This window comes from Nonomuraea sp. NPDC051941 (assembly GCF_044593615.1).
Map to the genome: position 1 here is coordinate 418,195 of NZ_JBIUCF010000002.1, position 25,137 is coordinate 443,331.

Consider the following 25,137-nt stretch of genomic DNA (forward strand, 5'->3'; position numbering starts at 1 on the left):
GGAGCGGCCCAGGAAATAGACCCGGCATGCCCGCCACGATCGCCACGTCCGCAGTCGCGTCATGAGTCTCCTCGGCCGCGACCTGGCGATGGACCTCGGGGGCTCCCGCACGCGGATCTACGTCAGGGGCAAGGGCATCGTGCTCGACGAGCCCTCCGCGGTGACGATCGACGGCCGTACCGGCAAGATCATCGGGTACGGCGCGGACGCGACGGGCGAGGAGATCTGCCGGCCGGTCAGCGGCGGCCTGCCGGCCGACGGCGACCTCACCCTGCGGATGGTCAAGCACTTCCTGAGCAAGGTGCACCGGCGCCCGCTCGCCAGGCCACGCCTGATCATGGCGCTGCCCGACGGCTCCACGCCGATCGAGCGGGCCACGCTGCGCGACGTGGCGTACGAGGCGGAGGCCAGGCAGATCCGGCTGATCCCGCACTCCCTCGCGGCGGCCCTCGGCGCGGGCCTGCCGGTCCGCGACTACGTGGGAGGCATGGTGATCGACATCGGGCGCGACTCCGCCCGGATCGCCGTACTCTCCGGCGGGGAGGCCGTGGCCACGACGGCGGTCCCGGGCGGCGGCCGGGCCGTGGACCGGGCCATCGCCCGCCTGGTCGAGCACGAGCACGGCCGCACGATCGACGAACGCGAGGCCGAGGCGGCCAAACACCACGCCGGCGCCGACGGGAGCCCCGTCACCGTACGCGTCAGGGACCCCGAAACCGGTCAGGAGCACGACGTGCGGCTGCCCGTGGAGCGGATCCGGGAGGCGGCCGGGCCGGCGATCGAGTCCATCGTGTGGGCGGCGAGGGAGACCGTCGAGCGCTGCCCCGCTGAGCTGATCGGCGACCTCGGGGAACGCGGCGCGGTGCTGGTGGGGGGCGGCGCGCTGCTCGCGGGGCTCGCGCAGCGGCTGCGGGAGTCCCTGGGCATGCCGGTACGGCGGGCGGAACGGCCGCTGGAGTGCGTGGCGCTCGGCCTCGGCACCTGCGTGGACGACCTGGGACTGCGTGCCCGGCTCCGCCGGCGCCGTTGATCATTCTGTTTTCGCTTTTTGGTGGAGGGCCCCGGACGATCTCGGATATGGTCCGATCGTGCGCGCCTGCCGTCACGGCTTATCCGCGGTGCTTCTCTGCGTCGCGGCGATGACGGCCTGCACGGCGGCGGCCGAGCTGCCCACACTCGAAGACGCCGCCCGGCAGCTCGACTCCGACGGCGGCGCCCTGCTCAGCTCCGCCGGCCTCCGGCTGTCGACCGAGTCGCCGGTGGACGACGACTCGTGCGTGCCGGGTCAGGTGCGGCGGTACTTCCGCGCCGAGAGTGACCTCGCCTCCGCCTCCTCGGGGCTGCTGGATCGGCTCCAGGCGATGGGGTACGACAAGGTGGTCGACGACCTGGACCTGCGGGATGGGGATCAGGACGTCTCCGTGCTGCGCAATCCCGAGACCCGGCTGACGTTCGAGCTGACCGTGCTCTCCGGCGACCGGCCCGGCATCCGGGTCATCGGCAAGACCACCTGCTACGCCACCGACTGACACCACCCGGCCCCTTGGGTCCGCCGCCGGGAGGGCCTCAGGGGGTGGACAGGGCCTCGGTCGGGGAGAGGCGGGAGGCGCGGATGGCGGGGTAGAGGCCGGCCGCGGCGCCGATGGCCAGGGTGGCGGCGAGGCCGCCGACGGTGGCCCAGGCCGGGACCACGGAAGGCCAGCCGCTGTACAGCGCGTAGCCCATCGTGACACCCGTCCCCAGCAGGATCCCCCCTCCCCCGCCAAGCGCCGACAGAAGCAGCGACTCCGCCAGGAACTGGGTGCGGATCTGCCCCCGGGTGGCCCCGAGCGAGCGGCGGAGGCCGATTTCGGCGCGGCGTTCCAGCACCGAGATGACCATCGTGTTGGCCACCCCCACCCCGCCCACGAGCAGCGCCACCGCCCCCACCCCCAGCAGGAGGTTGGCGAACGCCTGGCTGGTCGCCTGCTTGGCGGCCAGGGCGTCGGACGGGCGGGAGACGTCCACCTCGTTGGGCGCCTCCGGGTTGGCGGTGCCGGCCAGCACCTGGCGTACGGCCTCCAGCTTGGACTCCTCCGAACGGGTGTAGAGCGTGGTCGGGTGCCCGTCGAAGCCCAGCCTGGACTCCGCCACCGGCCAGCCCACCAGGACGCCGCTGTCCAGTTCGGTGGCGAGCGCCACCGGGTTCATGACCCCGACGACCGCGAAGCGGACGCCGCCGATCACGACCTGCGTGTCGGGCCCGATCGAGCCCACACCGAGCCGCTGGGCGGCGGAGGAGCCGAGCACGGCGGCCGGGTAGCGTTCGGTGGCGGCGTTGAGCCAGGTCCCGCTCCGCAGCGTCGCGCCGACGGTGGCGGGCAGATCGAGGCGGGCCGCGTACGTGTTCATGCCGCCGGTCTGGGCCTCGGGGATCTCCTCCGACCGGTAGACCTTGGCCTCGCTTATGCGCCCGATCGACGAGGCCGCCTGGACGGGGCCGATCCGTTCGATCATCGCCTCCGCGTCCTTCGGCATCTGCGCGGCCTCGCCCATGAGCGTGGTTCCGGACGAGACCGTGAGCAGGTTGGTGCCGAGCGCGGAGAGCGTACGGTCGAGCTCGGCGCCCGACGAGGACGACAGCCCGACCACGCTGACCATGGCCGCGATGCCGATGGCGATGCCGAGCGCCGACAGGAAGGCCCGCAACGGTCGCGTGCGCAGGCCGACCGCCCCGACGCGCATCACGTCGCGGGGCCGCATCCTGGCCGGGGACAACTTCGGCCGGGGCGCTTCCACGACGGCCATCACACCGCCTCCAGCGGGACCCGCGCGCTGTCGGAGATGATCTGGCCGTCGCGCATCCGCACCTGCCTGGGCAGGCTGGCGGCGATCTCCCGGTCGTGCGTGATGATCACGATGGTGGTGCCGCTCGCGTTCAGCTCGTGCAGCAGCTCCATCACCCCCGTACCCGACACCGAGTCCAGGGCCCCGGTCGGTTCGTCGGCCAGGAGCAGCGGCGGTTCGCCCGCCACCGCCCTGGCGATGGCCACGCGCTGCCGTTCGCCGCCGGACAGCTCGTGCGGCTCGTGGTCCATCCGGTGCCCGAGCCCCACCCGTTCGAGCGCCTTGGCCGCGCGGCGGCGCCGCTCCGACCGGCTCAGGCCGGTGTAGACCAAGCCGTCGGCCACGTTGTCCAGCGCCGGGACCTTCGCGGCGAGGTGGAACGACTGGAACACGAACCCGATCGTGGTGGCCCGCAGCGCCGACAGCTGGTTGTCGGAGAGCTTGGACACGTCGTACCCGTCGATGTGGATGGTCCCGGAGGTGGGCCGGTCGAGGGTGCCGACGACGTTGAGCATCGTCGACTTGCCCGAGCCGGACGGCCCGACGATGGCGATCAGCTCGCCGTGCTCGATGCGCAGCGACACCTCCCGCAGCGCCGCCACGCCGCCGGGGTACGTCCTGGACACGTCCGTCAGCGCGATCATGGGGTACGTCATTTCGGCATCCCCACGGTCATGCCCTCGGTGAGCCCGTCACCGCTGACCTCGACCCGTCCCCCGGCGAACAGCCCCGTCTCGACCTTGATGTAGCGGGACCTGCCCCCTTCGACGATCTCCAGGCCGTAGCCGCCCTCCTGCAGCGCCACCAGCGCCGCGACCGGCACGGTCAGCACGTTCTTGCGCTGGGAGGCCGTGAACGTCACGTCCACCGCCGCCTTGTCCAGCCCCTTGGCGGACTTGGACTCGCCGATCGAGACGAGCGCCTCGACCCGGGTCTCCGGCTCGGCGTTCTGGCCCTCGCCCGGCTTGACGACCGTGGCCACCTCGGTGACCTTGCCCCGTACGTTCTTGCCGTCCGGCAGCGTGACCTCGACCTTGGCGCCCTTCTTGGCCATCCGCTGGTCCTCGGCCTCCAGCTCGACCGTGACCACCTTGGACGTGCCCGTATAGGTCAGGATTTTCTGCCCGGGGGTGGCCGGCTGGCCCTCCTCGGACTCCAGGCTCTCCACCCGTATCTTGCCGGGGGCGAAGACGACCCGGCCCAGCTCGACCACGCCCGTCTCGTCCAGGCCGCGGTCCTCCTGCCACTCCTTGACCGCCTCGGCGGTGTCGTAGGTGTACTCGTCGTCGACCGTGAAACCGTCGTAGCCGAGCTTCTTGAGGTTGCGCTCCAGGTTCTCGACGTCCTTGCCCTCCACGCCGACCTTGAGGTCGCGGTAGGCGGGCGTGTCGCCGTACAGGAGCATGACCGGCTGGTTGTCCACCCGGTACAGCGACCGGCCGCGGGTGATCTGGGCGCCGCTGTCGGGCAGCCAGGTGATCGTGCCGGGCTTCCTGCTCATCGCCGTGGTCACGGGGCCGTAGCCGAGCTCGCCGTCGGCGTCCCTGGTGTCGTTCAGGGTCTGCCTGGTCACCGCGGTGGTGGCCGGGGGCAGGGCGGTGGCCGACCGGGTGGGGCCGGCGCCGCCCTTCAGCAGACCTGCGCTGTTGATCGCCACGAACCCGCCGCCCGCGGCGACCAGCGCGATCAGGAGCCCGGCGACCACCTTGCCCCGGCCGCGCCGGCGGCGCGGCCGGGAGGGCGGGGAGCCGGGCTCCGCCTTCCCGTCGATGGTGGCCATCCCCATCACATGCCTCCCATGCCCGCCTCAGAGAGCTCCTTCTCGCACTTCTGCTGGGCGGACTTGAAATCGGGGTCCTGGCCGACCTCGGCGTTGATGCGCACCATGCCGCCCTCGGGGTCGGGGTAGGACTCGACGCCGTTGTCACGCATGCACTGCGCGACCTTGCGCAGCGCCTCGGCCCGCTGGGGGTCGATCTTGCCGCCCTCTCCGCCCATCTTCGGCGCATACTGCTTGCACGCCTGCTGGGCGGCCTCGACCTTCTCCCGCGGGACGCTGCCGTCGAACTTCATCATGATGCCCTTGCCGGGCTCGGGGTCGGGGACCTCGACGCCGTTCTCGCGCATGCACTGGGCGAATTTGAGACCGCGCTCCTGCGGGTCCTCGCTGGGCTTCGCGCTGGCCGCGGCCTGGGTGCCGGTACCGGACACCGACGCCACGTCCGAGCCGCCGCCACCGCCCGAACCGCAGGCGGCCAGGGTCATGGTGAGCGCCAGGGCCATCGCGCTGAGGACTGGTCCTCGCATGGGTGTTCTCCTCCGTCGAATGAACGTGGTTCGAGGAGAGATGCAATAGGGGCCGCTGTTTCCTCAGCGTTTCCGTCCGCTGTTTGTTCCGCGGCTTATTTTGAGCAAATGCCGTCTACGCCACACTCAGCTCCGTAAGCAGAAGAAAGGTGCACGATGCGGGTGCTGGTGGTGGAGGACGAGCCGCTGCTCGCCGACGCGATCGCCGAGTGGCTGCGTGAGGAGACGCACGCGGTCGATCTGGCGCGCGACGGTGCGGCGGCGCTGGAACGGATCGCGGTCAACGAATACGACGTGGTCGTGCTGGACCGCGACCTGCCGCGCGTGCACGGCGACGACGTGTGCCGTGAGCTCGTCGCGTCCGAGCGCGACGCGCGGGTGCTGATGCTGACCGCCGCCGTCCAGCTCGACGACCGGGTCACGGGGCTGTCCCTGGGGGCCGACGACTATCTGTCGAAGCCGTTCGCGTTCCCCGAGCTGGCCGCGCGGGTCCTGGCGCTGGGGCGGCGCTCGCGGCCGGCCGTGCCGCCGGTGCTGCGCAGGGCCGGGATCACGCTGGACCCGGCGCGCAGGGAGGTCTTCAGGAACGGGCGGTTCGTCCCGTTGTCGAAGAAGGAGTTCGCCGTCCTGACGGAGTTGATGCGGGCGAACGGCACCGTGGTCTCGGCCGAGCTGCTGCTGGAGAAGGCGTGGGACGAGCACGCCGACCCGTTCACGGGCGCGGTCCGGCTCACCATTCTCAAGCTGCGCCGCAAGCTCGCCGACCCGCCGGTGGTGGAGACCGTGCCGGGGGTCGGGTACCGGATCGCATGAGCTTCCTTCGCATGAGCTTCCTTCGCATGAGCTTCCCTCGCATGAGCTTCCTGAGGCGGCTCGTACGGCCGCGGCCCACGCTGCGGCTGCGGCTCACCCTGTTGTTCGGCGCCCTGTTCATGCTCGCCGGGCTGACCCTGCTCGGCGTCACCTATCTGCTGTTCAACCAGCAGCTGACGAACTCGTTCGAGAGCCGGTTCATCGCCCCGCCGGGCAAGTCCAAGCAGCTGTTCTTCGTCCAGGACGGCGTCCAGCTCTCCGGCGAGGCGGCGTACGAGTGGATGCGGCAGCAGGAGCTGACGCTGCGCGGCGCGGCCATCACGTCGCTCCTCACGCAGGGTCTGATCGCGCTGGTCGTGGTCGGCGCCGTGGCCGTCTGGCTCGGCTGGGTGGTCGCCGGACGGGTGCTGGCCCGGCTGCACCGGGTCACCGAGACGGCACGCAGGATCGCCGCCGCTCCCATGGCCGAGCGCGGGCTGCACGAGCGGATCGCGCTGGCGGGGCCGGACGACGACGTCAAGACGCTCGCCGACACGTTCGACACCATGGTGGAGCGGCTGGACCAGTCCTTCGACGGGCAACGCAGGTTCGTGGCGAACGCCTCCCACGAGCTGCGCACGCCGCTGACGCTGAACCGGGCGCTGGTCGAGCTGGCCATGCACCGCCGTACGGCCTCGGCGGAGATCAAGGAGCTGGGCGAGAGCCTGCTGGAGATCAACGCCCGCCACGAGCGGCTCATCTCCGGGCTGTTGCTGCTGGCCAGGTCGGAGCAGGAGATCACGGACCGCTCCCCGGTGGACCTGGCCGACGTGGTGACGCACGTGGTCAGGCAGACCGCCGCGGACGCCCACGACTCCAAGGTCACCGTGCACGAGGTCACCGCGCAGGCGCCCACCGTCGGGGACGCCCTGCTGCTGGAACGGCTGGTGCACAACCTGGTCGAGAACGGCATCCGGCACAACCTGGACGACGGGACCGGGTGGGTGCGGGTGGTGAGCCGAGTCGTGTCCGGCGGCCCGGGCGGTTCGGGTGGCTTGGGCGGCTCCGGCGGATCGGCCGGATCGGGCGGGTCGGGCGGGTCGGGCGGGTCGGGCGGGTCGGGCGGCTCGGGTGGCTCGGGTGGCTTCGGCGGCTCGGACGGGAGAGCCGAGGTCGAGGTCAGCAACACCGGGCCGGACGTGCCGCCGTACGAGATCCCGCAGCTCTTCAAGCCGTTCCACCGGCACGGGGCCGAGCGCGTGATCACGGCCAGGAGCGCGGGGCTGGGGCTGTCGATCGTACGGTCGGTGGCGGTGGCGCACGGCGGCGACGTCCGGGCGAAGCCCCGGGAGGGCGGCGGCCTGGTCGTGACCGCGTCGCTGCCGCTCGCCTTCCATTAGCTCGGTACTGTCGGGTGTCATGGAGATCTGGATCAATCCGGCGTGCTCGAAGTGCCGCTCCGCGCTGTCCATCCTGGACGCCGAGGCCGCCGAGTACACCGTGCGCCGCTACCTTGAGGACCCACCCGACGAGGCCGAGATCCGCGCGGTCCTGGCCCGGCTGGGCCTCGAACCGTGGGACGTCACCAGGACCGGCGAGGCGCGGGCGGCCGAACTCGGCATGGCCACCTGGCCGCGCGACGCGGACGCCCGTGACCGGTGGATCAGGGCGCTGGCGGAGAACCCGATCCTGATCCAGCGACCGATCATCACGGCCGACGACGGAACGACGGTGGTCGCCCGGTCCGAGGACGCCGTCCGCTCCGTACTCCCCTGACCGTCCCCAACAGCTCACCACCGAACACGACCAGACAGCCACGAACCACCGCCAAACCAACACGCCCGCACCCATCTCGGTGCCATGTCGGTCCGGCCACCGCCCGCCCGCACCCCACCCCCGCGCCGCGGCCGGCCAGCCGCCACGCGCCCGCGCCCTTCTCAGCGGCCCGGCAGTAAGCCCGCAACACGCCCACGCACATCTCGGCGGCACAGCGGTCCCCGCAGCCACCCATCCGTTCGTCCGGCCGATTTCCGATTTCGGCCGTATCCGCGCGGACGCGCAGATCGTCGTGCTCGCGGGGACGGACGGCGAGGATCATCGGCGCCGACACCGGCCAACTGCGGGCATCGCCCCCGTCGTTGACGACGACGGCCCGGCGGTACACGGCCGTACTCCCCCCGGCTGCGACGGGGTGGGGCGTGGTGCACGCGGTCCTACGACCCCCGTGTGGATCGCTTGGTCAGTTGACGCAGTCCTGCGTCTTGAGGCTGAGCGCCAGTTCGTAGACCTTGCCCTTGGAGAGCAGGAACGAGTAGTTGGCCTTGGAGTTGCCGGGGACGCTCACGTACGGGTAACCGCTCGCCGCGGTCTTGACGCCCGGGTACGCCTTCTTGATCTGCGTCATCGTGGAGCCGAGGCCGATGCCCTCGGGCGTCTTGACACCCTTCGCGGCGAAGATCAGGGCCACGCCACGCTTCTTGGAGATGTACAGGCCCACGTTGTCCTTGCCAGTGGGCAGGGCCTTCAGGTCCCAGCCCGCGCACGAGCCCGCCTCGCCGGCCTTCTTGAACACGACCTCTCCGGTCGCCTTGGCCTGCTTCTCGCTCATGCCGAGCCGGACCTTGCCATAGCCATAGGGCCCCAGCGTGGTCTGGGCGGACTGGGCGAACGCCGGCGCGCCGGCGGTGAGCAGTGCCCCGCCTGCCAGGACCGCCACAAGCACCTTCATCACGATGATCTCCCCTGTGTCGAACGGTACGCATGCTTCGAGTGGTGGACCCGGCGGAAAGTTCATCCGGATTAGTCACGAACGCGCCACACCGGCGGCGCGAACAGGCTCACGGCCGTGACGAGCACGGCCGCCACGGCGCACACACCCAGGACGGGCCCGCTGCCCAGCAGCGCCGCCGCGGGCCCCGCCAGGCCCATGCCGACGGGCGCGGCCACGAGGGCGCCGAGCATGGTGACGGAGGTGGCGCGGGCGACGAATTCCTCGGGGAGGTGGCGCTGGATCGAGGTGGTCTGGAGAACGTTGTAGACCACCAGCTCCATGCCGGCGGCCGCCGCCGCGAGCGCCAGTAACCAGAGCGCGGCGGGGATCGCCAGCAGCGCCGGGAGCGGGGCCATCAGGAGGAAGAAGAGGAGCGCCGCGACCACGGGCCGCCCCGGCCGCCACCGGGCGCCGACGAAGCCCCCGGCCAGCCCGCCGACGGCGTACGCGATGCCGATGGCCGACCAGGCGGGCGCGCCGCCGAGGTGCTGGTCGGCTACGTACGGGCCGAGGACCAGGATCGGGGAGACCACGAGCACGTTCGTGAGCGCGCTGTGGATCGTCCACATCCACAGCCACCGGTGCCGGGAGAACTCCGCGAACCCGCCGCCGATGCCGGCCAGCACACCGCCGCTCGGGCGCGGTCGTCCCGTCTCGAGGGGCAGGCGGTACAGAAAGGCCGCGCTCACCAGGAACGTCAGCGCGTCGACCAGGATGGCCCAGCCCGGCCCGACCAGCGCCACCAGGGCTCCGGCGACGCCCAGCGCCAGGATCGACGCCGTGCTCCTGGAGATCGAGATCAGGGAGTTGGCCGCCTGCACATGCTCCCTGCCGGCCAGCCCGGTCACGAGGCCCGCCGCGGCCGGGGTGAAGAACGCCGATCCCGCGCCGGCGATCAACTGCAGGGCGATCAGCATCCAGAGGTGCGCGGCGCCGGTGAGCAGCAGGACCGCCGTCATGCCGTGCGCGGCGAAGCGGGTCAGGTCGGCAAGCAGCATCACGGTCCTGCGGGAGAACCGGTCGCCGACCGCGCCGCCCAGCAGGGTCAGGAGGATGACGGGCAGCCGGGTGCTCAGGACCACGATCCCCAGGTCCACGGGTGATCCGGTGAGGTGCAGGACGGCGAACGCGATCGCCAGAGGGGTCAGCGAGTCACCGAACGCGGAGGCGGTCTGACCCAGGTAGTAGCGCCGGAACCCTTTGGCCGCCAGCGGCGCGAACATCGAACGCGAACGAGAACGAGGCGAGACCACCCGGCCACCGGCGTCTCGCTGCCCATCCACCGCGAGCCGAGCGCCGGCATCAGCCCGGACGCGCGCAGCGTCTGGAACGGCGGCGTCTGGAACGGCGGTGTCAGGGACGGTGGCCATGGCACGGGGATCGGGCTCGACGCCCGTGGCACCCGGGGTGCTCGGGCCGAGTGGCGTCGTGAGGTGGCGAGCGTCGGGTGCCGCGAGGTGGCGGGCTTCGCCTATGGCGAGGTGGTGGTTGTCGGGTGCCGCGAGGTGGCGGGGGTCACCTACGGCGGGGTGGTGAGTGTTGGGTGCGGTGGGGTCGAGTGGCTGGGGCTCGGTTGTGCTCCGGTGGCTGCGATCGGACACCGTGCCCCCTTTCGACGCGCGTGGCATCGGCACTCGCCCCTGGTCGCCGGTGCCGGTCTGAAGATTCGGGGACACTCTGCCAGGCTCCACCGACAGTTCCGGGGTGGTCAGGCTGGGGCGTAGTGCGCGTTGACGGCGGGCTGGCCGGTGTAGTTGGGGCCGGCCTGGTCGTCCGCGCCCAGGTAGCGGTACGGGAGGTCGAGGCGTCTGCGACCCCGGCAGCTGATCCTCCTCGTGCGCCCGTCGTACGTCATCCCTTGCGAGCGCAGGGCGGTGGTCAGGGGGCGGCCGGCAGGGGTGTCGTCCGGGAGGCGGATGCTGCGGGTGTCGAAGTTCGCGACGAAGAGGCCGTCTTCGGTGAGCCAGTCGGCGGCCTTCGCCAGGAGCGCGAGCTTGTCGCCGATGTAGTGGAGGCCGTGTACGCAGGTGATGAGGTCGAACGGGGTATCGGGGCGCCACGTGGTGACGGAGGCGGTGATCAGTCGCAGCCGTGGCGGGGTCGGTGGGCAGGCGAAGAAGTCGACCAGGTCCACGCCCACGATCTCGGCGTCCTGTCCGAGCAGTGCGGTGGCCTCGTTGAGGGCGTTCGCCGTGCCGCAGCACAGGTCCAGCCAGCGCGCCGGCCGGGCTTCCGTGGCGCGGAGCACGTCGATGACGTCGATGCCGAGCTCTCGGTTGTAGGAGGGGAGGCGGCGTTCGCGGTTCATGAGGCTGTTGGCCACGACGGGCGAGCCTTCCAACTCGTCGTCCGTGGTCAGCGGCATGATCGCACCCTTCTGGCCGCGCCTGGGATTACCGGAAGGTTTCCGACAGATCCGGAACTTCGCCACAAATCCGCATGCAGTCGCTATCGTACGTAACGATCAGCCGCCCCCGTCTCAGGAGTCACTTCTCTCATGCCGCAAGTCGAACCGCTGCGGGAGGATGACCCAGCGACAGTAGGGGAATACCGCCTGTTCGGCCGGCTGGGCGCGGGCGGCCAGGGGACCGTTTACCTCGGGCAGGCTCCCGGCGGGAGCCCCGTGGCGGTCAAGGTGCTGCGCGAGGGCGCGGGGTTCGACGACAGGCTGGCGAAGGAGATCGCGGCCGCGCGGCGGGTGGAGCCGTTCTGCATCGCGCAGGTGCTGGACGCCTCGCTGGGCGGCCCACGACCGTACATCGTGACCGAGTACGTGGAGGGCCCCTCGCTCCACCAGGCCGGTCGCCACAGCGGAGCCGACCTGCAACGGCTCGCCGTCGCCACGGCCACCGCGCTGGCCGCCATCCACCAGGCGGGCATCGTGCATCGGGACTTCAAGCCCGCGAACGTCCTGCTCGGTCCCGGCGGGCCGCGCGTCATCGACTTCGGCATCGCCCGGGCCATGGACGACGCCCTCACGCACACCAGCAGCATCGTCGGCACGCCCGCGTACATGGCGCCCGAGCAACTGGCGGGGCAGTCGGTGGGGCCGGCGGCGGACGTGTTCGCCTGGGCGTCGGTCATGGCGTGGGCGGCCAACGGGACGCCGCCGTTCGGGCAGGACACGCTGCCGGCCATCATCAACCGCATCCTCCACAACGAACCCCAGCTCGGCGACGTCCCGCATCCGTTACGGGGCATCCTGTACGACTGCCTGGCCAAGGATCCGCATGCCCGGCCGACGATGCGGGACGTCATCCTGCGGCTGCTGAGCGGGCAGAACTCCGGAGGGCAGGGTCCGATGTCCGGGGTCCCCCAGGGAGCGGGGTCCGGTCCGATGCCGGGGCAGGGGCAGGGGCAAGGTTACGGGTCGGTGCCAGGGCAAGGGCCGATTCCAGGGCCGGGGCAGGGGCCGGTGGCCATATCGGGGCAAGGGCCGGGGCCGGGGCGGGGTCAGGTTTTCGGGGCTGGGAACGGGCCGGTGCCGGGGCAAGGTCCCATTCCCGGGCCGGGACGTGGGCCAGTGCAGGGTCAGGGACCGGTGCCCGGGCCGGGATATGGGCCGGTGCCGGGGCAAGGACCAGTGCCTGGGCCGGGTCAGGGGTATGGCCCAGGCCAGGGGCATGGGCCGGGGCGGCGGGGGGTGGCTGGGCGGCGGGTTGTGCTTCCGGTGGCCGTGGGTGTGTCGGGTGTCATGGTGGTGGCGCTGGTCGGTGGCGTCGTCTGGCTTGCCCCCTGGTCGAAGCAGCCCGGTCAGGCGTCGTTCGCCGCCGATCAGCTCAGCCCGTCCGCCGCCACCAAGACCACGGAGCCCCCGGCCACGAAGACGCCGCCCCGGAAGACCCGCAAGGCCACCCCCAAACCCACCCAGAAGATCACCCCCAAGGTCACGTCCACGCCACCGTCGGCGACGCCCACGCGCACCACGGCGCGCCCGACCGTGGCTCCCACCCCCACCAAGACCACCAAGAAGCCGGTCGCGAACGCCAGGATCAGCATCCTCGAGATCGAGCTGTTCGGCGGCCCCGGCCAGAGCCAGGGAAGCGGCTGCTACATGCCACCGGTCCACTTCCAGACCAACGTGGAGTCGACCCGGCAGGAGGTGTGGGTCTCCTACAAGTGGCTGCTGGACGGCAAGGCGGTCACGGGGAACAGGTCGTGGGTGTCCGAGGGCGGGTACACCGCGTTCGCGACCTCCGGCCAGTACATGCTCAAGGCCGGGCGCCACACGGTCGCCCTCAAGGTCACCTCCCCGTCGGCGACGCAGAAGAGCGTGTCGTTCAACGTCTGCGCCATCCCGACATGATGATGCCGGAGGCCATCGGCCCGTACCGGGTCGTCAAGCAGCTCGGCGAGGGCGGCCAGGGCGTGGTCTACCTGGCCACCGCCCCCGACGGCACCCGGGTCGCCGTCAAGGCGCTGCACGAGGGGCTGCCGGGTGACGGCCGGTTCGCGAAGGAGATCGCGGCCGCGCGGCGGGTGGAGCCGTTCTGCATCGCGCAGGTGCTGGACGCCTCGCTGGGCGGCCCACGACCGTACATCGTGACCGAGTACGTGGACGGCCCCTCACTCCACCAGGCCGGCCGCCACAGCGGAGCCGACCTGCAACGGCTCGCCGTCGCCACCGCCACCGCACTGGCCGCCATCCACCGGGCCGGCGTCGTCCACCGGGACTTCAAGCCCGCGAACGTCCTGCTCGGACGCGACGGGCCGCGCGTCATCGACTTCGGCATCGCCCGCGCCATGGACGCCGCGCTGACCCGTACCAGCAGCGTCGTGGGGACGCCCGCGTACATGGCGCCCGAGCAGTTCATGGGCGCCGCCGCGGGTCCGGCGGTGGACGTGTTCGCGTGGGGGGCCGTCATGGTGTACGCGGCCACGGGCGCCCCGCCGTTCGGCAACGACTCCGTGCCCGCGGTGCTCAGACGGATCCAGTACGAGGAGCCGCAGCTCGGCGGGGTGCCGGAGCCGCTGCGCTCGATCGTGTACGCCTGCCTGGCCAAGGATCCGGCGGCCCGCCCGGCCATGCACGACGTCCTCTTCCAGCTGATCGGCGGCCAGGCAGCTCCGCCAGGTGGTTCGGCCCATCCGGCCTCACGAGGACCGGGGCCGGGGGCGTTCCCAGGCGGCCCGGTGCCTCAAGGAATGGCGCCCATGGGATCAGGACATGCGGGTCCGGGGGCGTTTCCGGGAGGGCCCGCGTATGGGGCCGTCCCCGGTCAGGCGCCTTTCCCGGGCGGACCCCATGGGCCTGGCCGGGGGCCCGCGCATCACCCCGGCGGACCCTTTCCGCACCAGCCGCCGATCGCCCACCTCCGGACCAACCCCGGACGGGGATCCTCCGGCAACGGGCGCATCCTCGCGTTCCTGGCCGGCGGGACCGCGGTCGTCGTGACCGGCGCCGTGGTGGCCGCCTGGGCCTGGGCGCCGTGGTGGCCCGGCCGTGCCACCACCGCCAACATCGTCACAGCCTCCACCCCGACCGTCTCCGGCTCGGGCACCGGGGCGAAGGGATCCGCCAAGACCCCGCACCCCACCAAGAGCCCGAAGACCTCCAAAACCCCGAAAACGCCCAAGACCTCCACAACCCCCAAGGCCACCACCACGACCCGCCCCACCGCCGAGCCCACCGTCAGCCGGACGTCCAGACCGACCACGAAACCCAGCACCTCCAAACCGACCGCGACCAGCGGCGGCCGCGGGGTGAAGTCGGTGTCCTTCAGGTACGAGGGCTACAAGCTGAGCGACTGCTGGCGCAACGACACGAACATCTGGGCCACGGTCTCGGCCACGGGCACCTACAGCTACCGGTGGCTCGTCAACGGCCAGAACCAGGGCAGGCAGGAGGGCACGTCGTCGTCGAAACCCCTGCTGCCGTCCATCACCTGGAAGGGGGCCGGGACGTACAATGTCGTCTTCGAGGTGGTCACCCCGACGAGGTTCACGAAGAGCGCCACGGTGAAGATCTGCAGCAACAGCGAGAGCTGGGGCGAGGAGTGGCCGGACTAGCCTTGGCCCCTGGCCAGGAGCTCCTCGAACGTGGTCGCGGCGTGCCCGGTGAGCGTGGGGATCGCGTCGCCGACCCCCTCCAGCTCACCGGCGGCGATGGCCTCGTACGTCGACACCCACGCCGCCACCTGCCAATCGGGCGCGTTGTAGCCGCGGCGTGACTCGTAAGCCTCTTCGACCGTCTCCGGGTGGTACGTGATCGCGCGCCCGGTCGCCCTGGTCAGCGCGGCGGCCACCTCGTCCAGCGTCAGGGCCTGCGGCCCGGTGAGGTCGTAGGTCGCGCCCTCGTGCGCGCCCGGATCCAGCAGGACCGCGGCTGCCGCCTCCGCGATGTCGTCCTGGGCCACCGCCGCGACCCGCCCCTGACCGGCCGGGCCGCGGATCACGCCGTCCTCCCCCGCCATGCCCGGCAGGAAGTCGGCGTACAGGTTGTCACGCAGGAAGATGAAGGGCAGGCCGCTGTCGCGAATGTGCTGCTCGGTGGCCCAATGGTCGCGCGCCAGCGTGAACGTGGCGTCCGGGGCGGCGCCGTAGAACGAGATGTACACCAGATGGGCGACACCGGCGTCGCGGGCGGCGTCCACGAACGTGCGATGCCGGTCGAGGCGGTCGGCGCTCTCCGACGCGGACACGAACAGCACGGTGGAGGCCCCTTCGAGCGCCCGCCGCACCGCGCCGGGATCGCCGTACTCGGCGCTGACCGCGCTCGCGCCCGCGAGCGGGGCGACGCGGTCGGCCTGCCGTGAGACGAGCCGCTGCTCGACCCCGGCGGCGGCGAGCAGTGCTGCCACCCGCCCGCCGAGGCGGCCGGTGGCACCGGTGGTGACGATGAACCCCATGCCGTCACCCTATTGCGGCCGGAGCTGTCAACCAGGCGTCCCCCTGCACCGTCTCCTCATGGTCCCCATCCGTCGCAAGGAGTCGCCGTGCGTGTTCTGCTGCTCGTCCCAGCCGCCACCCTGTTGCTCTCGTCCGCCGCCGCCCGGGCCGACGTCGTGGAGTACGAATGCAAGGTCCGCGCCACGGGCGAGACCGAGGACGTGAAGGTCGAGGTCGAGCTGACGGTGCCCACGGACGCGCAGGTGGGCAAGGAGATGGCCATCGGCTGGCACGGCTCGTACGTGGAGGGCTCCGAGTTACGCGCACCCACCACGGGCCTGGAGGACGGCCTCAAGCTGTACGCGTACGCGGGCATCAGCGGCATCGACAAGCTGACGTCGGCCACCGGCGTCGCCGAGCTCGAGCCGATCATCCCCGGGGCACCCGTCCGACTCCCCGCGACGACGGTCGACATGAAGACGACACCCAAGAACCCGGGCACCGGCACCGTGCACGCGGCCTCCATCAACTTCGGCACCAGCCCCAGCGATCGCGCGATCGAGTGCGAGGTCAAGAACGGGGACGCTCGGACGGACTACCCCCTCAACGTCACCAGAGCCGGTGAGACCACGAACCCCAGTTCCAGCCCCACCCCCGCCGAAACGGCGACGAAGACCAGGACCCCGGCGGGCGCGGCCGACACGGGTGGCGGTGGTGAGGCGGGGCCCGACGGGCGGGTGCTGGTGGGGGTGGGGGGCCTGCTCGTCCTCGCCTCCGCAACCGGCCTGGTCCTGCGGCGGCGCAGGGTTGTAGCGGGCTTGTAGCGACCCTGTAGGACCCGGGCTGATCGTTTACGGCAGAGGGGCGCAAGAAGCCCCCCTGCCCCGAACAACGAGGGAGAGTCCCATGGTCAAGACTGTTCGCCGGTACGCCAAGTACGCCATCAGCACGCTGTCGACCGCGGTTTTCGTCCTCAACGGCTGACACCCAGGTGTCCCCCGGGCGCTCCGGGCCCGGGGGCACACTGCACCATCGCGACAGGAGGGCGAGGCGTGTTCGGCACAGCGGTGCGGCAACTGGGCTACGCGTGGACGATGATGTCCGGCCGCAGGTTCCGGATCAAGGACGTGCGGGCGCTGGTGGAGGACACGCGGGCGACCATGGAGGCGTTCGGATCGCCCGGTGAGGGCTCCGACGACATGCTCGCCGCCGCCGACCCGGAGATCCAGGAGGACCTCACCAAGCGGCGCCTGCGCCGCACGATCAGGCACGCCCGCGCGGAGGTCCCGTACTACCGCGGTCTCGAGTCGGACGACCTGGCCGGCATCGCCCCCACCCCCAAGCAGGCACTGCGCGGCATGTCCGCCGCGTTCGTCTCCGAGCTGGCCCGTCCCGCCGTGCTCGCGCACACGACCGGCACGACCGGCAGCCCCACGCTCGTGTGGTTCTCCGCGTACGAGATCGAGCTGATGTCGTCGATGGCGGCGCTGGCCGCGATGCTGAACGGCGGCCTGCGCTCCGAGCACCTGTGGGCCAACGCCATCAGCTCCCGTTCCATCGCCCAGATCGTGGCCGAGCGGGCGGTGCCGATGACGGGCGCGGGCTTCGTACACCTCGGCATGATCGACCCGCGCGCCACGCTCGACCGGCTGGCCACGCCGATGCACGTCCCCGGCAAGCAGCCCCTCATCACGCACCTGAACGTGACCGCCTCCTATCTGGCCGCGCTGGTGCAGGAGGCCGAACGCGGTGGCTGGAGCCCGCGCGACTTCGGGCTCATCGAGGTGACGTCCGGCGGCGAGGTGCTCACCGACGCGCTGCGCCTGCGCGCCGAAGAGGCCCTGGGCGCCAGGGTCTACGACGGCTACTCCATGACCGAGATCGCGCCCGTCACCGGGCGGGTGTGCGATGACGGCCACCTGCATCTGCCCTCCGACCAGGGCCTGATCGAGGTGCTCGACCCGGTCACCATGGAGCCCGCCGGGCCGGACGCGCTCGGCGTCCTGGTCGTCACCCCGTACTCCACCTTCCGCGACACCACGCTGCTGCTCCGGTACGTCACCGGCGACCTGGTCAGAACCCTGCCCGAGCTGCCCACGTGCGCGCTGGCGGCGATCCCGGCGACCTCCCGCGTCCTGGGACGCGCGGTGGACGGCGACGTGACCACCCGTGACGTGCTGGACCTGCTGCAGGCCGAGCACGCGCTGCCGCTGCCGACCAGGTTCGCGGTCGAGGACGGGATCCTGCACGTCGTGTCGGGCAAGGACGACCCGGCGCTGCTCAGCCGGCTGGAGGAGCGGGCCGCCGCGACGAAGCTCAAGGGCATCGTGCTGGTCGAGAGCCCGGACGACCTGCCGCGCCCCTGCCACGTCCGGGCGGACCTGATCGAGCAGAGCTTCGAGCACGCCGCGCACCTCCCGATCGGAGTCCGATGACCGCGCACGTCCTGGGCCTGCACACGCTCATCGCGCTGACCGTCGCGCTGGCGGCCCTGTTCCTGTCCCGGTACGAGATCCCGCGACCGCCGGTCGGCAAGTTCGTCGGGTCCGACATCGCCGTCATGATCGTGGCGCTGGTGGCGATGCCGTTCGCGTACCTGCACATCCCCGTCGGCATCGTCGTGACGATCTTCGGCATCGTGGTGTTCACGCTCGCGCAGCTCACGCTGGCGCCGGTGCTCGGCGGGCGGACGGCGGCGATCGCGGCGGCGGTGCTGGTCGGCGGCGACGTGGCCGCGTACTTCGCCGGCTGGGAGCCCGCCGTCCTCGTGCTGAACGACGTGGCGGTGATCCTGCTCGTCGTCGGCGTGGTCAACCTCTGGGTCCAGACGGCCGTCACCCCGGCCCAGGTGGCCGCCCTGGCCGCCGCGTTGACCTGCTACGACACGCTCGCCACCGGGCTCAGCTCGCTCACGCTCGACTTCGTGGCGCGGCTGGACGGGCTGCCGTTCGCGCCGGTGCTGGCCACCCGCTACGGGGCCGACGCCTCGCTCGTCGGGCTGGGCGACTGCCTCATGCTCACGTTGTGGCCGCTGGTGGCGTACAAGAGGTACGGCCGGCGCGCCGGCTGGCTGGCCGCCGGGATCGACGCCGCGCTGCTGGCCGTCGCGGCCACGGCCTTCCTGTCCGGGAGCGGCGCGATACCGCTGCTGACCCCGCTCGGCCCGCTCATCGTCGCGCAGTGGCTCTTCTGGCGCACCCGCCCGGTCCCGGCGCCGTCGCGGCCGGTGGTGGAGCGGGCGCTGGGCGAGATGATCCCCGCGGGCGTGTGGGTGGCGCTGGCCGACGGCGAGATCGTGGGCGAGGGCCCCACGCCGGGAAGCGCCCGGCGGGCGGCACGGCAGTCGGGCCTCGCAACCGTCCCCGTGGTACGGCACCGCCCGGCCGAGTAGGTCAGCCCTGGGCCTCGTTCAGGAAGCCCTCGACCTGGGCCCGTTCCGGCCCGCTCTCGAACAGCTCGGCCGACTCGCGCCACACCGCCGCCGCGCACGGGTGCTCCCCCAGCTCGGCGTACGCGCGGCCGAGTTCCCTGAGCACGCGGGCCCGCCAGGTCGGCGGTCCGCCGGGCCCGAGCCCGTCGCGGGCGGTGACCAGCAGGCCGAGCGCCTCCGCGGCGCGCCCCTGCCGCAGCCGCACCTCCCCCAGCGCGTACGTGGCCAGCGCCTCCCCCAGCCCGTCCCCGCACTCGCGGAAGAGCGACCTGGCCCGGTCGAGCGCGTCCACGGCCTCGTCGAACCGCCCGAGCGCCCCCAGCGCCTCGCCGAGCCTGCGCAGCACCTTGCTGGACGCGACGCGATCCCCGATCATCTCGCTGACCACCAGGCTCTCCTGGTAGCACCACACGGCCTCGGCCACCTCGCCGCGCAGGTAGCAGGCGGTGCCCAGGGCCCGCAGCAGGTCGCCGCGGGCCCGCCGGTCCTCCCCCGCCTTGGCCAGCCGCTCCTGGCAGAGCCGCACCGCCTCGCCGTACCGGCCCAGCTCCATGTGGATCCAGACAGGCCATGTCCAGGCGTAGTCAAGCCCGCCCTCGTCACCCAGCTCCTCCATCAGGGCGATGGCCCGGTACGCCTCCTCCAGCCCTTCCTCGAACAGCCCGGCCCCGTGGAGGCAGGCCGCCCGGTTGATCAGCGCGTACGCGGCCCCGTGCAAGTCCCCGATCCGCAAGCAGTCCTGATATATCCGATGGAAGTGCTCTCCCGCCGGCCCGTAGGCCCCGCGCGACAGCGGCACCCCGGCCAGCACCAGCTCGGCCCGCAGCGCGATCCGCTCGCTCGGCGCCGCCGCGATCACGATCCCCTGCAGCCGCTCCACGTCGTCGAAGAACCCCTCCAGGCTCAGGTACGCCGACAGGTGGTGCGCCAGCTCGGCCGCCTCCTCCGCCATCCCCAGCTCGACGGCCGCCGACACGCTGTGGACGAGCGTCCTGCGCTCGGCTGCCAGCCACGCGATCCCGACCCCGTCGATCGCCTCGGCCTGAGGGAAGGGCGGCGCGGTCGGGATGGGCAGGTCGCTGGTGGCCGCCCTGAGCCGGCGCAGGCACTCCAGCACGTGCCGGGTCAGCGCCGCCCGCTGCTCCTCCAGGTCGTCCTCGACCCGGGCCCGCTCTTCGGCGTACACGCGTAACAGGTCGTGCAGGCGGTAACGCGGCTGCCCCGCCCCGTCGACCTCGCCCGAGTCGAGCATCCCCCTGGCGACCAGCGTCTCCAGCGCCGCGTCCGCCTCCAGCCCGGACGAGCCGAGCAGGGCCGCCGCCGACCACTCGGCGATGCTCCCCAGGTCGGCCAGCCCCAGCAGCCGGAACGCCTGCCGCGCCGGCTCCGGCAGGGCCGCGTAGCTCTCCCCGAACGTGCCCCGCACGTCCAGCCCGCCCACGATCAGCTCGTCGAGCCGCCGGTCCTCGAGCCTGCTGGCGAACACGCCGACCGGCCAGGACGGGCGGATCGCCAGCCGCGCGCCCGCCACCCTGATCGCCAGCGGCAGCAGCCCGCAGGCCTTCAGGATCGCCCGCGCGGCCTCCGGCGCCGCGCGGAAGCGCGCCCCGCCCGCCACCCGCTCCAGCAGCAGCCGGGCGTCGTGCTCGCCGGGCAGGTCGAGCTGCAGCCGGGTGGCCCCCTCCAGGGCGGGCAGCCGCGACCTGGACGTCACCAGCACGCAGCTGCGCGCGGTGCCCGGCAGCAGGTGGCGCACCTGCGTCTCGTCCTGGGCGTCGTCGAGCACGATGAGCACGGCCATGTCGGCCAGGCGCTGCCTGAGCAGGCTCGCCCGCTCCTCCAGCGGCCCCGGGACCAGCGTGCCGTCCACGCCCAGCGAGCGCAGCAGCTCGCCGAGCAGGTCCTCCGGCCGCCGCGGGCCGGCCGCGTCCCGGCCCAGCCGCAGGAAGACCTGCCCGTCGGGGTAGTCGGCGCGTAACAGGTGCGCCGCGTGCACGGTGAGCGTGGTCTTCCCCACTCCCGGCAGCCCCGAGACGACCACGATGGGCGGCGACATCCGCTCCGGCCGGGCCCGCGCGGCGGGGAGCAGCACGTCCAGCTCGGCCTTGCGGCCCACGAAGTCGGAGGTGTCGGCGGGCAGCTGGCACAGCGGCACGCGCGGGGGGACCGGGGCGCTCGGCGCGGGATCGCCGGCCAGCAGGGCGGCGTGCAGGTCGGCCAGCTCGCGGCCCGGCTCGATGCCCAGCTCGCTGCTGAGCACCGCGCGGGCCTGGCGGAAGGCGTCGAGCGCCTCGCTGCGCCGCCCGCTCCTGTGCAGGGCCAGCATGAGCTGCGCCCACAGCCGCTCGCGCAGCGGGTCGGCCGCGACCAGCGTGCGCAGCTCGGCCACCAGATCCTCCCCGCCGAGCTCCAGCCGGACGTCGATCCACTCGGACCTGGCCAGGAGGAGCTGCTCCTCCAGCTCGGCGATCCTGGGCTCCATGGCGCTGCCGAGCCGGCTGTCCTCGGCGGGCCTGCCCCGCCACAGGGACACCGCCGCCTTGTAGGCCTGCTCCGCGGCCTGGTGCTCGCCCGCCTGCCGCGCGCGCCGCGCCCGGCGTACGAGGTCCTCGAACGCGAGCAGGTCGAGCCGGTCGGGCGACAGCTCGCACGCGTACCCGGCGGGCTCCGTGCGCAGGCGGAGCGCGGTGCCGCTGACGACGCGGCGCAGCTGGGAGACGTACGTCTGGAGGTTCGCCACGGCGGAGCGCGGCGGGTCGTCCCAGACGGCGGCGACCAAGCGCTCGGTTGAAATCACGACATTGGGATGGAGCAGCAGGACGCTGAGCACCGCGCGCTGCTTGGCGCTCAGCCGAACGGGCCCTTCTGCGCCTTGTACGCGTAAGGACCCCAGAATCGAGAAATCCATCGTGGCAATCTCCCCGAGGCCGTCCGGACCCACGACGCAGTACATCCCTTGCCGGATGTTTTGGCAACTGCCGACCTTGACGGGTCTAGTTTGATGTCATGGGATATCTGCCGATCGGCGAACATGGGCTGATCGGCGACCTGCGAACGGTCGCCCTGGTCGGCACGGACGGCACGATCGACTGGTACTGCTGCCCGCGCTTCGACGCGCCGAGCGTCTTCGGCTCGATCCTGGACACCGAGCGGGGCGGCTGTTTCGAACTGACCGCCGACCTCGACATACGGACCAAACAGTTCTACATCCCCGACACGAACGTGCTCGTCACCCGGTTCTTCGCGGACGAGGGGATGGCCGAGGTCCAGGACTTCATGCCGGTCGTCGAGGAGGAGACGCACGAGGCCGACCGGCACCGGCTGATCAGGCGGCTGGTCTGCGTACGCGGCTCGCTGCCGTTCCGCGTGCTGGTCGCGCCCCGGTTCGACTACGCCGCGCAGGAGCACAGCGTGCGCCTGCACGACGGCCGGGCCACGTTCGAGTCATCCGGGCTCTCCCTGACCTTGACCTCGACCGTGCCGCTGGAGAGCGACGGGCGTGACGTGCGGGCATGGTTCACGCTCTCCGAGGGCGAGCAGGCCGTCTTCGCCCTCGACCGGTCCGACATGGGGCTCGGCCCGAAGTCGTGCGCGCTCGCCGAGGCCGAGCAGGAGCTGGCCGACACGGTGCGGTTCTGGCGGTCGTGGCTGTCCGGCTCCCGTTACCGCGGCAGGTGGCGGGAGATGGTGCACCGCTCGGCGCTCACGCTGAAGCTGCTCACGTACGCGCCGACCGGCGGCATCGTCGCGGCCCCCACCACGAGCCTGCCGGAGCAGATCGGCGGCCCGCGCAACTGGGACTACCGCTACGTGTGGGTGCGCGACGCGGCCTTCTGCGTGTACGCGCTGCTGCGGCTGGGCTTCACCGAAGAGGCCGAGGCGTTCATGAACTTCCTGTCGGAGCACGTCACGCTCGGCCGCGGCGACCAGTCGGCCCCGCTGCAGATCATGTACGGCATCGACGGCCGCGTCGAGTTCCCGGAGCGCGAGCTCACCCACCTGGAGGGCTACCGCGGATCGGCCCCGGTACGCGTGGGCAACGCCGCCGCGGACCAGCTCCAGATGGACATCTACGGCGCGCTCATCGACTCCGTCTACCTGTACGACAAATGGGGCAAGCCCATCTCCAGCGACCGCTGGGACGAGCTGTGCACGCTGGTCGACTGGGTCTCCGACAACTGGGACCAGCCGGACGAAGGCATCTGGGAGACCCGCGGCGGGCGCAAGAACTTCGTCTACTCCAGGCTCATGTGCTGGGTGGCCATCGAGCGGGCCATGCGCATGGCCATCCACCGCGGACTCCCGGCCGACATCCCGCGCTGGCGCGAGGCCCGCGACGGCATCTACCGCCAGATCATGCGGAACGGCTATTCGGCCACGCTGAACGCCTTCGTCCAGCATTTCGGCGATGACGTGCTGGACGCGTCGGTGCTGATGATGCCCCTGGCCAAGTTCGTCTCGCCCATGGACCCGAAGTGGCTGTCCACGCTCGACGCGCTCGCCGACGGGCTGGTCTCCGACTCGCTGGTGTACCGCTACGACCCCGAGGCCAGCCCCGACGGGATGCAGGGCTCGGAGGGCACGTTCTCGATCTGCACGTTCTGGTACGTCGAGGCGCTGGCCAGGGCGGGCCGGGTGGAGGAGGCCCGCCGGGTCTTCGACAACATCCTGAGCTACGCCAATCATCTGGGCCTGTACGCCGAGGAGATCGGGCGCTCAGGGGAGCAGCTCGGCAACTTCCCCCAGGCGTTCACCCATCTGGCGCTGATCAGCGCCGCCTTCAACCTCGACCACGCCCTGGGTTGACGCGTTCCGCTCCGGCAAACTGGGCGGATGACGTCGAGTGATCACGAACCGGCCACGCCGTTCGAGGAGCGGTTGTGGGCGGCGCACCGGGACGGGCAGGACGCGCTGTGCCTGAGCCTGCTCCGCGACGCGGACCTGGCGCTGCCGATCACCGTCACCGCGGCGGACGGGACCGAGGCCCCCGCGTGGGCGACCGCCGCCGACGCCGAGCGGACGTGGCTGCTCGCCTACACCTCTGTAGAGGCGATGCGGCTGGCCACCGGAGGCGTCGCCACGCACTGCCGCATCCTGTCGCTGGTCGAGCTGGCGGCCGGCTGGCCGGACCCGCGGTGGGGGCTGGCGATCAATCCGGGGCTGACGGCCGCCTTCATGCTGGAGCCGGGGACGGTGGCCAGGCTGGCGGTGCCCACGCTGGCCGCGGACCTCGTGCTCGACCCCGGCTCGGGGGTGCCGGCGGTCCAGAAACTGCTGTCCCCCGCCGCCGTCCATGACCTGCTGACCGGGGGCGAGCCGCGCGTCTCCGGCTACTGCCATCACGCCCTGGACGTCTCGCACATCGCGACGCCCGTCGTGCTCGCCGACGCGCTGGGGCAGCCGGACCTGCTGACCGAGAACGGCTCGCTCAACATCCTGCGCTGGCGCCCCGTGGGCCTGGCCGGCTACCGCACCCCCTACGGCGGGACGGACGAGGAGCGCAGGGCCGCGGTGGCGGGCTGGGTGGTCGAGGAGCCGCCGTTCGTGGGGATGGGCCTGGTGCCGAACGTCGACCAGGTCATCCGCGAGTACAAGGTGTACGGCGTGGGCCTGCCGCACGGCGCGGAGATCTGGGAGCTCACCTCGGGAGGGACGGAGCACCGGCGCGCGATCTACCACGGCGACCTGGGCCGGTGGCTGCTGATCGGGAGGCGGACGGGATGAGCTGGCACTTCTACCGGGCCCGCTGGCAGGGGGCGGACTACGTGGCCAGCCCCGAGCCGCACTCCCTGGAGCTGTGGATCCGGCTGCGCAGCCCCGAGCCGGCGGACGGGTTCGAGGAGGTCGAGCCCGGCTGCCACGTACGCCCGGTGCCCGCGTCCGAGTGCGCGGCCCTGGACTTCGTGACGACGGTGTGCACCTGGCGGGGAGAGCGCTTCCACGTGCACGGCGAGCGTGACGGGCGGCTGCTGCTCGAATACCTGGGCGGGTCCGCGCCCGCGGCGGTGGAGCTCGGGCTGGAGCGCGTCGAGCGGGGTGTGTACCGCCTCTGGGTACCCCGGGCCGAGGTGACGGATCTCCACGAGCACACCGAACCACTAAATGTCGGGAAACAACACTTTTGAACACACTCTTGTCTGATGGTGTTCATGTGACGGAAACTAACTAGAAACGTGGAAGTTTC

Annotated in this window: 22 protein-coding genes; 13 read left to right on the forward strand and 9 right to left on the reverse strand. The window is 72.0% G+C overall.

Features of this window, described 5'->3' with window-relative positions; translation table 11 throughout:
- Positions 1–61 precede the first annotated feature (61 nt).
- Together ACIHFD_RS05765 and ACIHFD_RS05770 are read left to right on the forward strand one after the other, a co-directional pair.
- A complete protein-coding gene (locus tag ACIHFD_RS05765; RefSeq protein ID WP_397365780.1) occupies positions 62–1,030 on the forward strand; it encodes a rod shape-determining protein in 969 nt (322 codons plus the stop codon).
- Positions 1,031–1,088: 58 nt separating this feature from the next.
- Positions 1,089–1,529 (forward strand): hypothetical protein, encoded by a 441-nt coding sequence (locus ACIHFD_RS05770; RefSeq protein ID WP_397365781.1) that lies wholly within the window; start codon positions 1,089–1,091, stop codon positions 1,527–1,529.
- A gap of 37 nt (positions 1,530–1,566) precedes the next feature.
- Here the strand turns inward: ACIHFD_RS05770 and ACIHFD_RS05775 are convergent, their stop codons facing one another.
- From ACIHFD_RS05775 to ACIHFD_RS05790, 4 genes are read right to left on the reverse strand one after another with little or no spacing between them, the layout of a single operon-like run.
- The gene (locus ACIHFD_RS05775; protein WP_397365782.1) at positions 1,567–2,787 is read right to left on the reverse strand and encodes an ABC transporter permease; all 1,221 of its coding nucleotides are present in this window, start codon (positions 2,785–2,787) and stop codon (positions 1,567–1,569) included.
- Complete coding sequence (locus tag ACIHFD_RS05780; RefSeq protein WP_397365783.1) at positions 2,787–3,482, reverse strand: ABC transporter ATP-binding protein; 696 nt, start codon at positions 3,480–3,482, stop codon at positions 2,787–2,789. The genes ACIHFD_RS05775 and ACIHFD_RS05780 overlap by 1 nt, the downstream gene beginning before the upstream one ends.
- Positions 3,479–4,612, reverse strand: coding sequence for an efflux RND transporter periplasmic adaptor subunit (locus tag ACIHFD_RS05785; protein ID WP_397365784.1), 1,134 nt, complete (start codon positions 4,610–4,612; stop codon positions 3,479–3,481). The genes ACIHFD_RS05780 and ACIHFD_RS05785 overlap by 4 nt, the downstream gene beginning before the upstream one ends.
- Positions 4,612–5,133, reverse strand: coding sequence for a hypothetical protein (locus ACIHFD_RS05790; RefSeq protein WP_397365785.1), 522 nt, complete (start codon positions 5,131–5,133; stop codon positions 4,612–4,614). The genes ACIHFD_RS05785 and ACIHFD_RS05790 overlap by 1 nt, the downstream gene beginning before the upstream one ends.
- Before the next feature lie 156 nt (positions 5,134–5,289).
- Between ACIHFD_RS05790 and ACIHFD_RS05795 the strand changes: the two genes are divergently transcribed.
- The 3 genes from ACIHFD_RS05795 to ACIHFD_RS05805 are packed head-to-tail and all read left to right on the forward strand — an operon-like array spanning position 5,290 to position 7,701.
- Positions 5,290–5,946, forward strand: a complete 657-nt coding sequence (locus ACIHFD_RS05795; RefSeq protein ID WP_397365786.1) for a response regulator transcription factor — start codon at positions 5,290–5,292, stop codon at positions 5,944–5,946.
- 41 nt (positions 5,947–5,987) lie between these two features.
- On the forward strand, positions 5,988–7,325 hold the full coding sequence (locus ACIHFD_RS05800) for a sensor histidine kinase (RefSeq protein WP_397365787.1): 1,338 nt from the start codon (positions 5,988–5,990) through the stop codon (positions 7,323–7,325).
- 19 nt (positions 7,326–7,344) lie between these two features.
- A complete protein-coding gene (locus tag ACIHFD_RS05805) occupies positions 7,345–7,701 on the forward strand; it encodes an ArsC/Spx/MgsR family protein (protein ID WP_363981664.1) in 357 nt (118 codons plus the stop codon).
- Between the two features lie 463 nt (positions 7,702–8,164).
- Here the strand turns inward: ACIHFD_RS05805 and ACIHFD_RS05810 are convergent, their stop codons facing one another.
- From ACIHFD_RS05810 to ACIHFD_RS05820, 3 genes are all read right to left on the reverse strand, one after another.
- A complete protein-coding gene (locus ACIHFD_RS05810; RefSeq protein WP_397365887.1) occupies positions 8,165–8,653 on the reverse strand; it encodes a hypothetical protein in 489 nt (162 codons plus the stop codon).
- Positions 8,654–8,724: 71 nt separating this feature from the next.
- Positions 8,725–9,918, reverse strand: coding sequence for an MFS transporter (locus ACIHFD_RS05815; RefSeq protein ID WP_397365788.1), 1,194 nt, complete (start codon positions 9,916–9,918; stop codon positions 8,725–8,727).
- Positions 9,919–10,403: 485 nt separating this feature from the next.
- Positions 10,404–11,060: a methyltransferase domain-containing protein gene (locus ACIHFD_RS05820; protein ID WP_355199535.1), complete on the reverse strand. Its 657-nt coding sequence runs from the start codon at positions 11,058–11,060 to the stop codon at positions 10,404–10,406.
- A gap of 132 nt (positions 11,061–11,192) precedes the next feature.
- Between ACIHFD_RS05820 and ACIHFD_RS05825 the strand changes: the two genes are divergently transcribed.
- Both ACIHFD_RS05825 and ACIHFD_RS05830 read left to right on the forward strand, forming a co-directional pair.
- Positions 11,193–13,001, forward strand: coding sequence for a serine/threonine-protein kinase (locus tag ACIHFD_RS05825; protein WP_397365789.1), 1,809 nt, complete (start codon positions 11,193–11,195; stop codon positions 12,999–13,001).
- Entirely contained in the window at positions 12,998–14,704 is a 1,707-nt protein-coding gene (locus tag ACIHFD_RS05830) for a serine/threonine protein kinase (protein ID WP_397365790.1), read from the forward strand. The genes ACIHFD_RS05825 and ACIHFD_RS05830 overlap by 4 nt, the downstream gene beginning before the upstream one ends.
- Here ACIHFD_RS05830 and ACIHFD_RS05835 read toward each other — a convergent pair.
- On the reverse strand, positions 14,701–15,543 hold the full coding sequence (locus ACIHFD_RS05835; protein WP_397365791.1) for an SDR family oxidoreductase: 843 nt from the start codon (positions 15,541–15,543) through the stop codon (positions 14,701–14,703). The genes ACIHFD_RS05830 and ACIHFD_RS05835 overlap by 4 nt on opposite strands.
- A gap of 87 nt (positions 15,544–15,630) precedes the next feature.
- Here ACIHFD_RS05835 and ACIHFD_RS05840 point away from each other — a divergent pair, with 87 nt between their 5' ends.
- The 3 genes from ACIHFD_RS05840 (at position 15,631) to ACIHFD_RS05850 (ending at position 18,914) form a co-directional block, all read left to right on the forward strand.
- A complete protein-coding gene (locus tag ACIHFD_RS05840; protein WP_397365792.1) occupies positions 15,631–16,347 on the forward strand; it encodes a hypothetical protein in 717 nt (238 codons plus the stop codon).
- A gap of 228 nt (positions 16,348–16,575) precedes the next feature.
- Positions 16,576–17,958, forward strand: coding sequence for a phenylacetate--CoA ligase family protein (locus tag ACIHFD_RS05845; RefSeq protein ID WP_397365793.1), 1,383 nt, complete (start codon positions 16,576–16,578; stop codon positions 17,956–17,958).
- Positions 17,955–18,914, forward strand: a complete 960-nt coding sequence (locus tag ACIHFD_RS05850; protein ID WP_397365794.1) for a hypothetical protein — start codon at positions 17,955–17,957, stop codon at positions 18,912–18,914. The genes ACIHFD_RS05845 and ACIHFD_RS05850 overlap by 4 nt, the downstream gene beginning before the upstream one ends.
- Before the next feature lies 1 nt (position 18,915).
- On the opposite strand, the gene ACIHFD_RS05855 is transcribed toward ACIHFD_RS05850, so the two are convergent.
- On the reverse strand, positions 18,916–21,861 hold the full coding sequence (locus ACIHFD_RS05855) for a BTAD domain-containing putative transcriptional regulator (RefSeq protein ID WP_397365795.1): 2,946 nt from the start codon (positions 21,859–21,861) through the stop codon (positions 18,916–18,918).
- 98 nt (positions 21,862–21,959) lie between these two features.
- Between ACIHFD_RS05855 and ACIHFD_RS05860 the strand changes: the two genes are divergently transcribed.
- The 3 genes from ACIHFD_RS05860 to ACIHFD_RS05870 are packed head-to-tail and all read left to right on the forward strand — an operon-like array spanning position 21,960 to position 25,078.
- The gene (locus tag ACIHFD_RS05860; protein WP_397365796.1) at positions 21,960–23,759 is read left to right on the forward strand and encodes a glycoside hydrolase family 15 protein; all 1,800 of its coding nucleotides are present in this window, start codon (positions 21,960–21,962) and stop codon (positions 23,757–23,759) included.
- Positions 23,760–23,786: 27 nt separating this feature from the next.
- Complete coding sequence (locus tag ACIHFD_RS05865; RefSeq protein ID WP_397365797.1) at positions 23,787–24,677, forward strand: SseB family protein; 891 nt, start codon at positions 23,787–23,789, stop codon at positions 24,675–24,677.
- Positions 24,674–25,078 (forward strand): hypothetical protein, encoded by a 405-nt coding sequence (locus tag ACIHFD_RS05870; protein WP_397365798.1) that lies wholly within the window; start codon positions 24,674–24,676, stop codon positions 25,076–25,078. Before ACIHFD_RS05865 ends, ACIHFD_RS05870 begins: the two co-directional genes overlap by 4 nt.
- Positions 25,079–25,137: the final 59 nt, after the last annotated feature.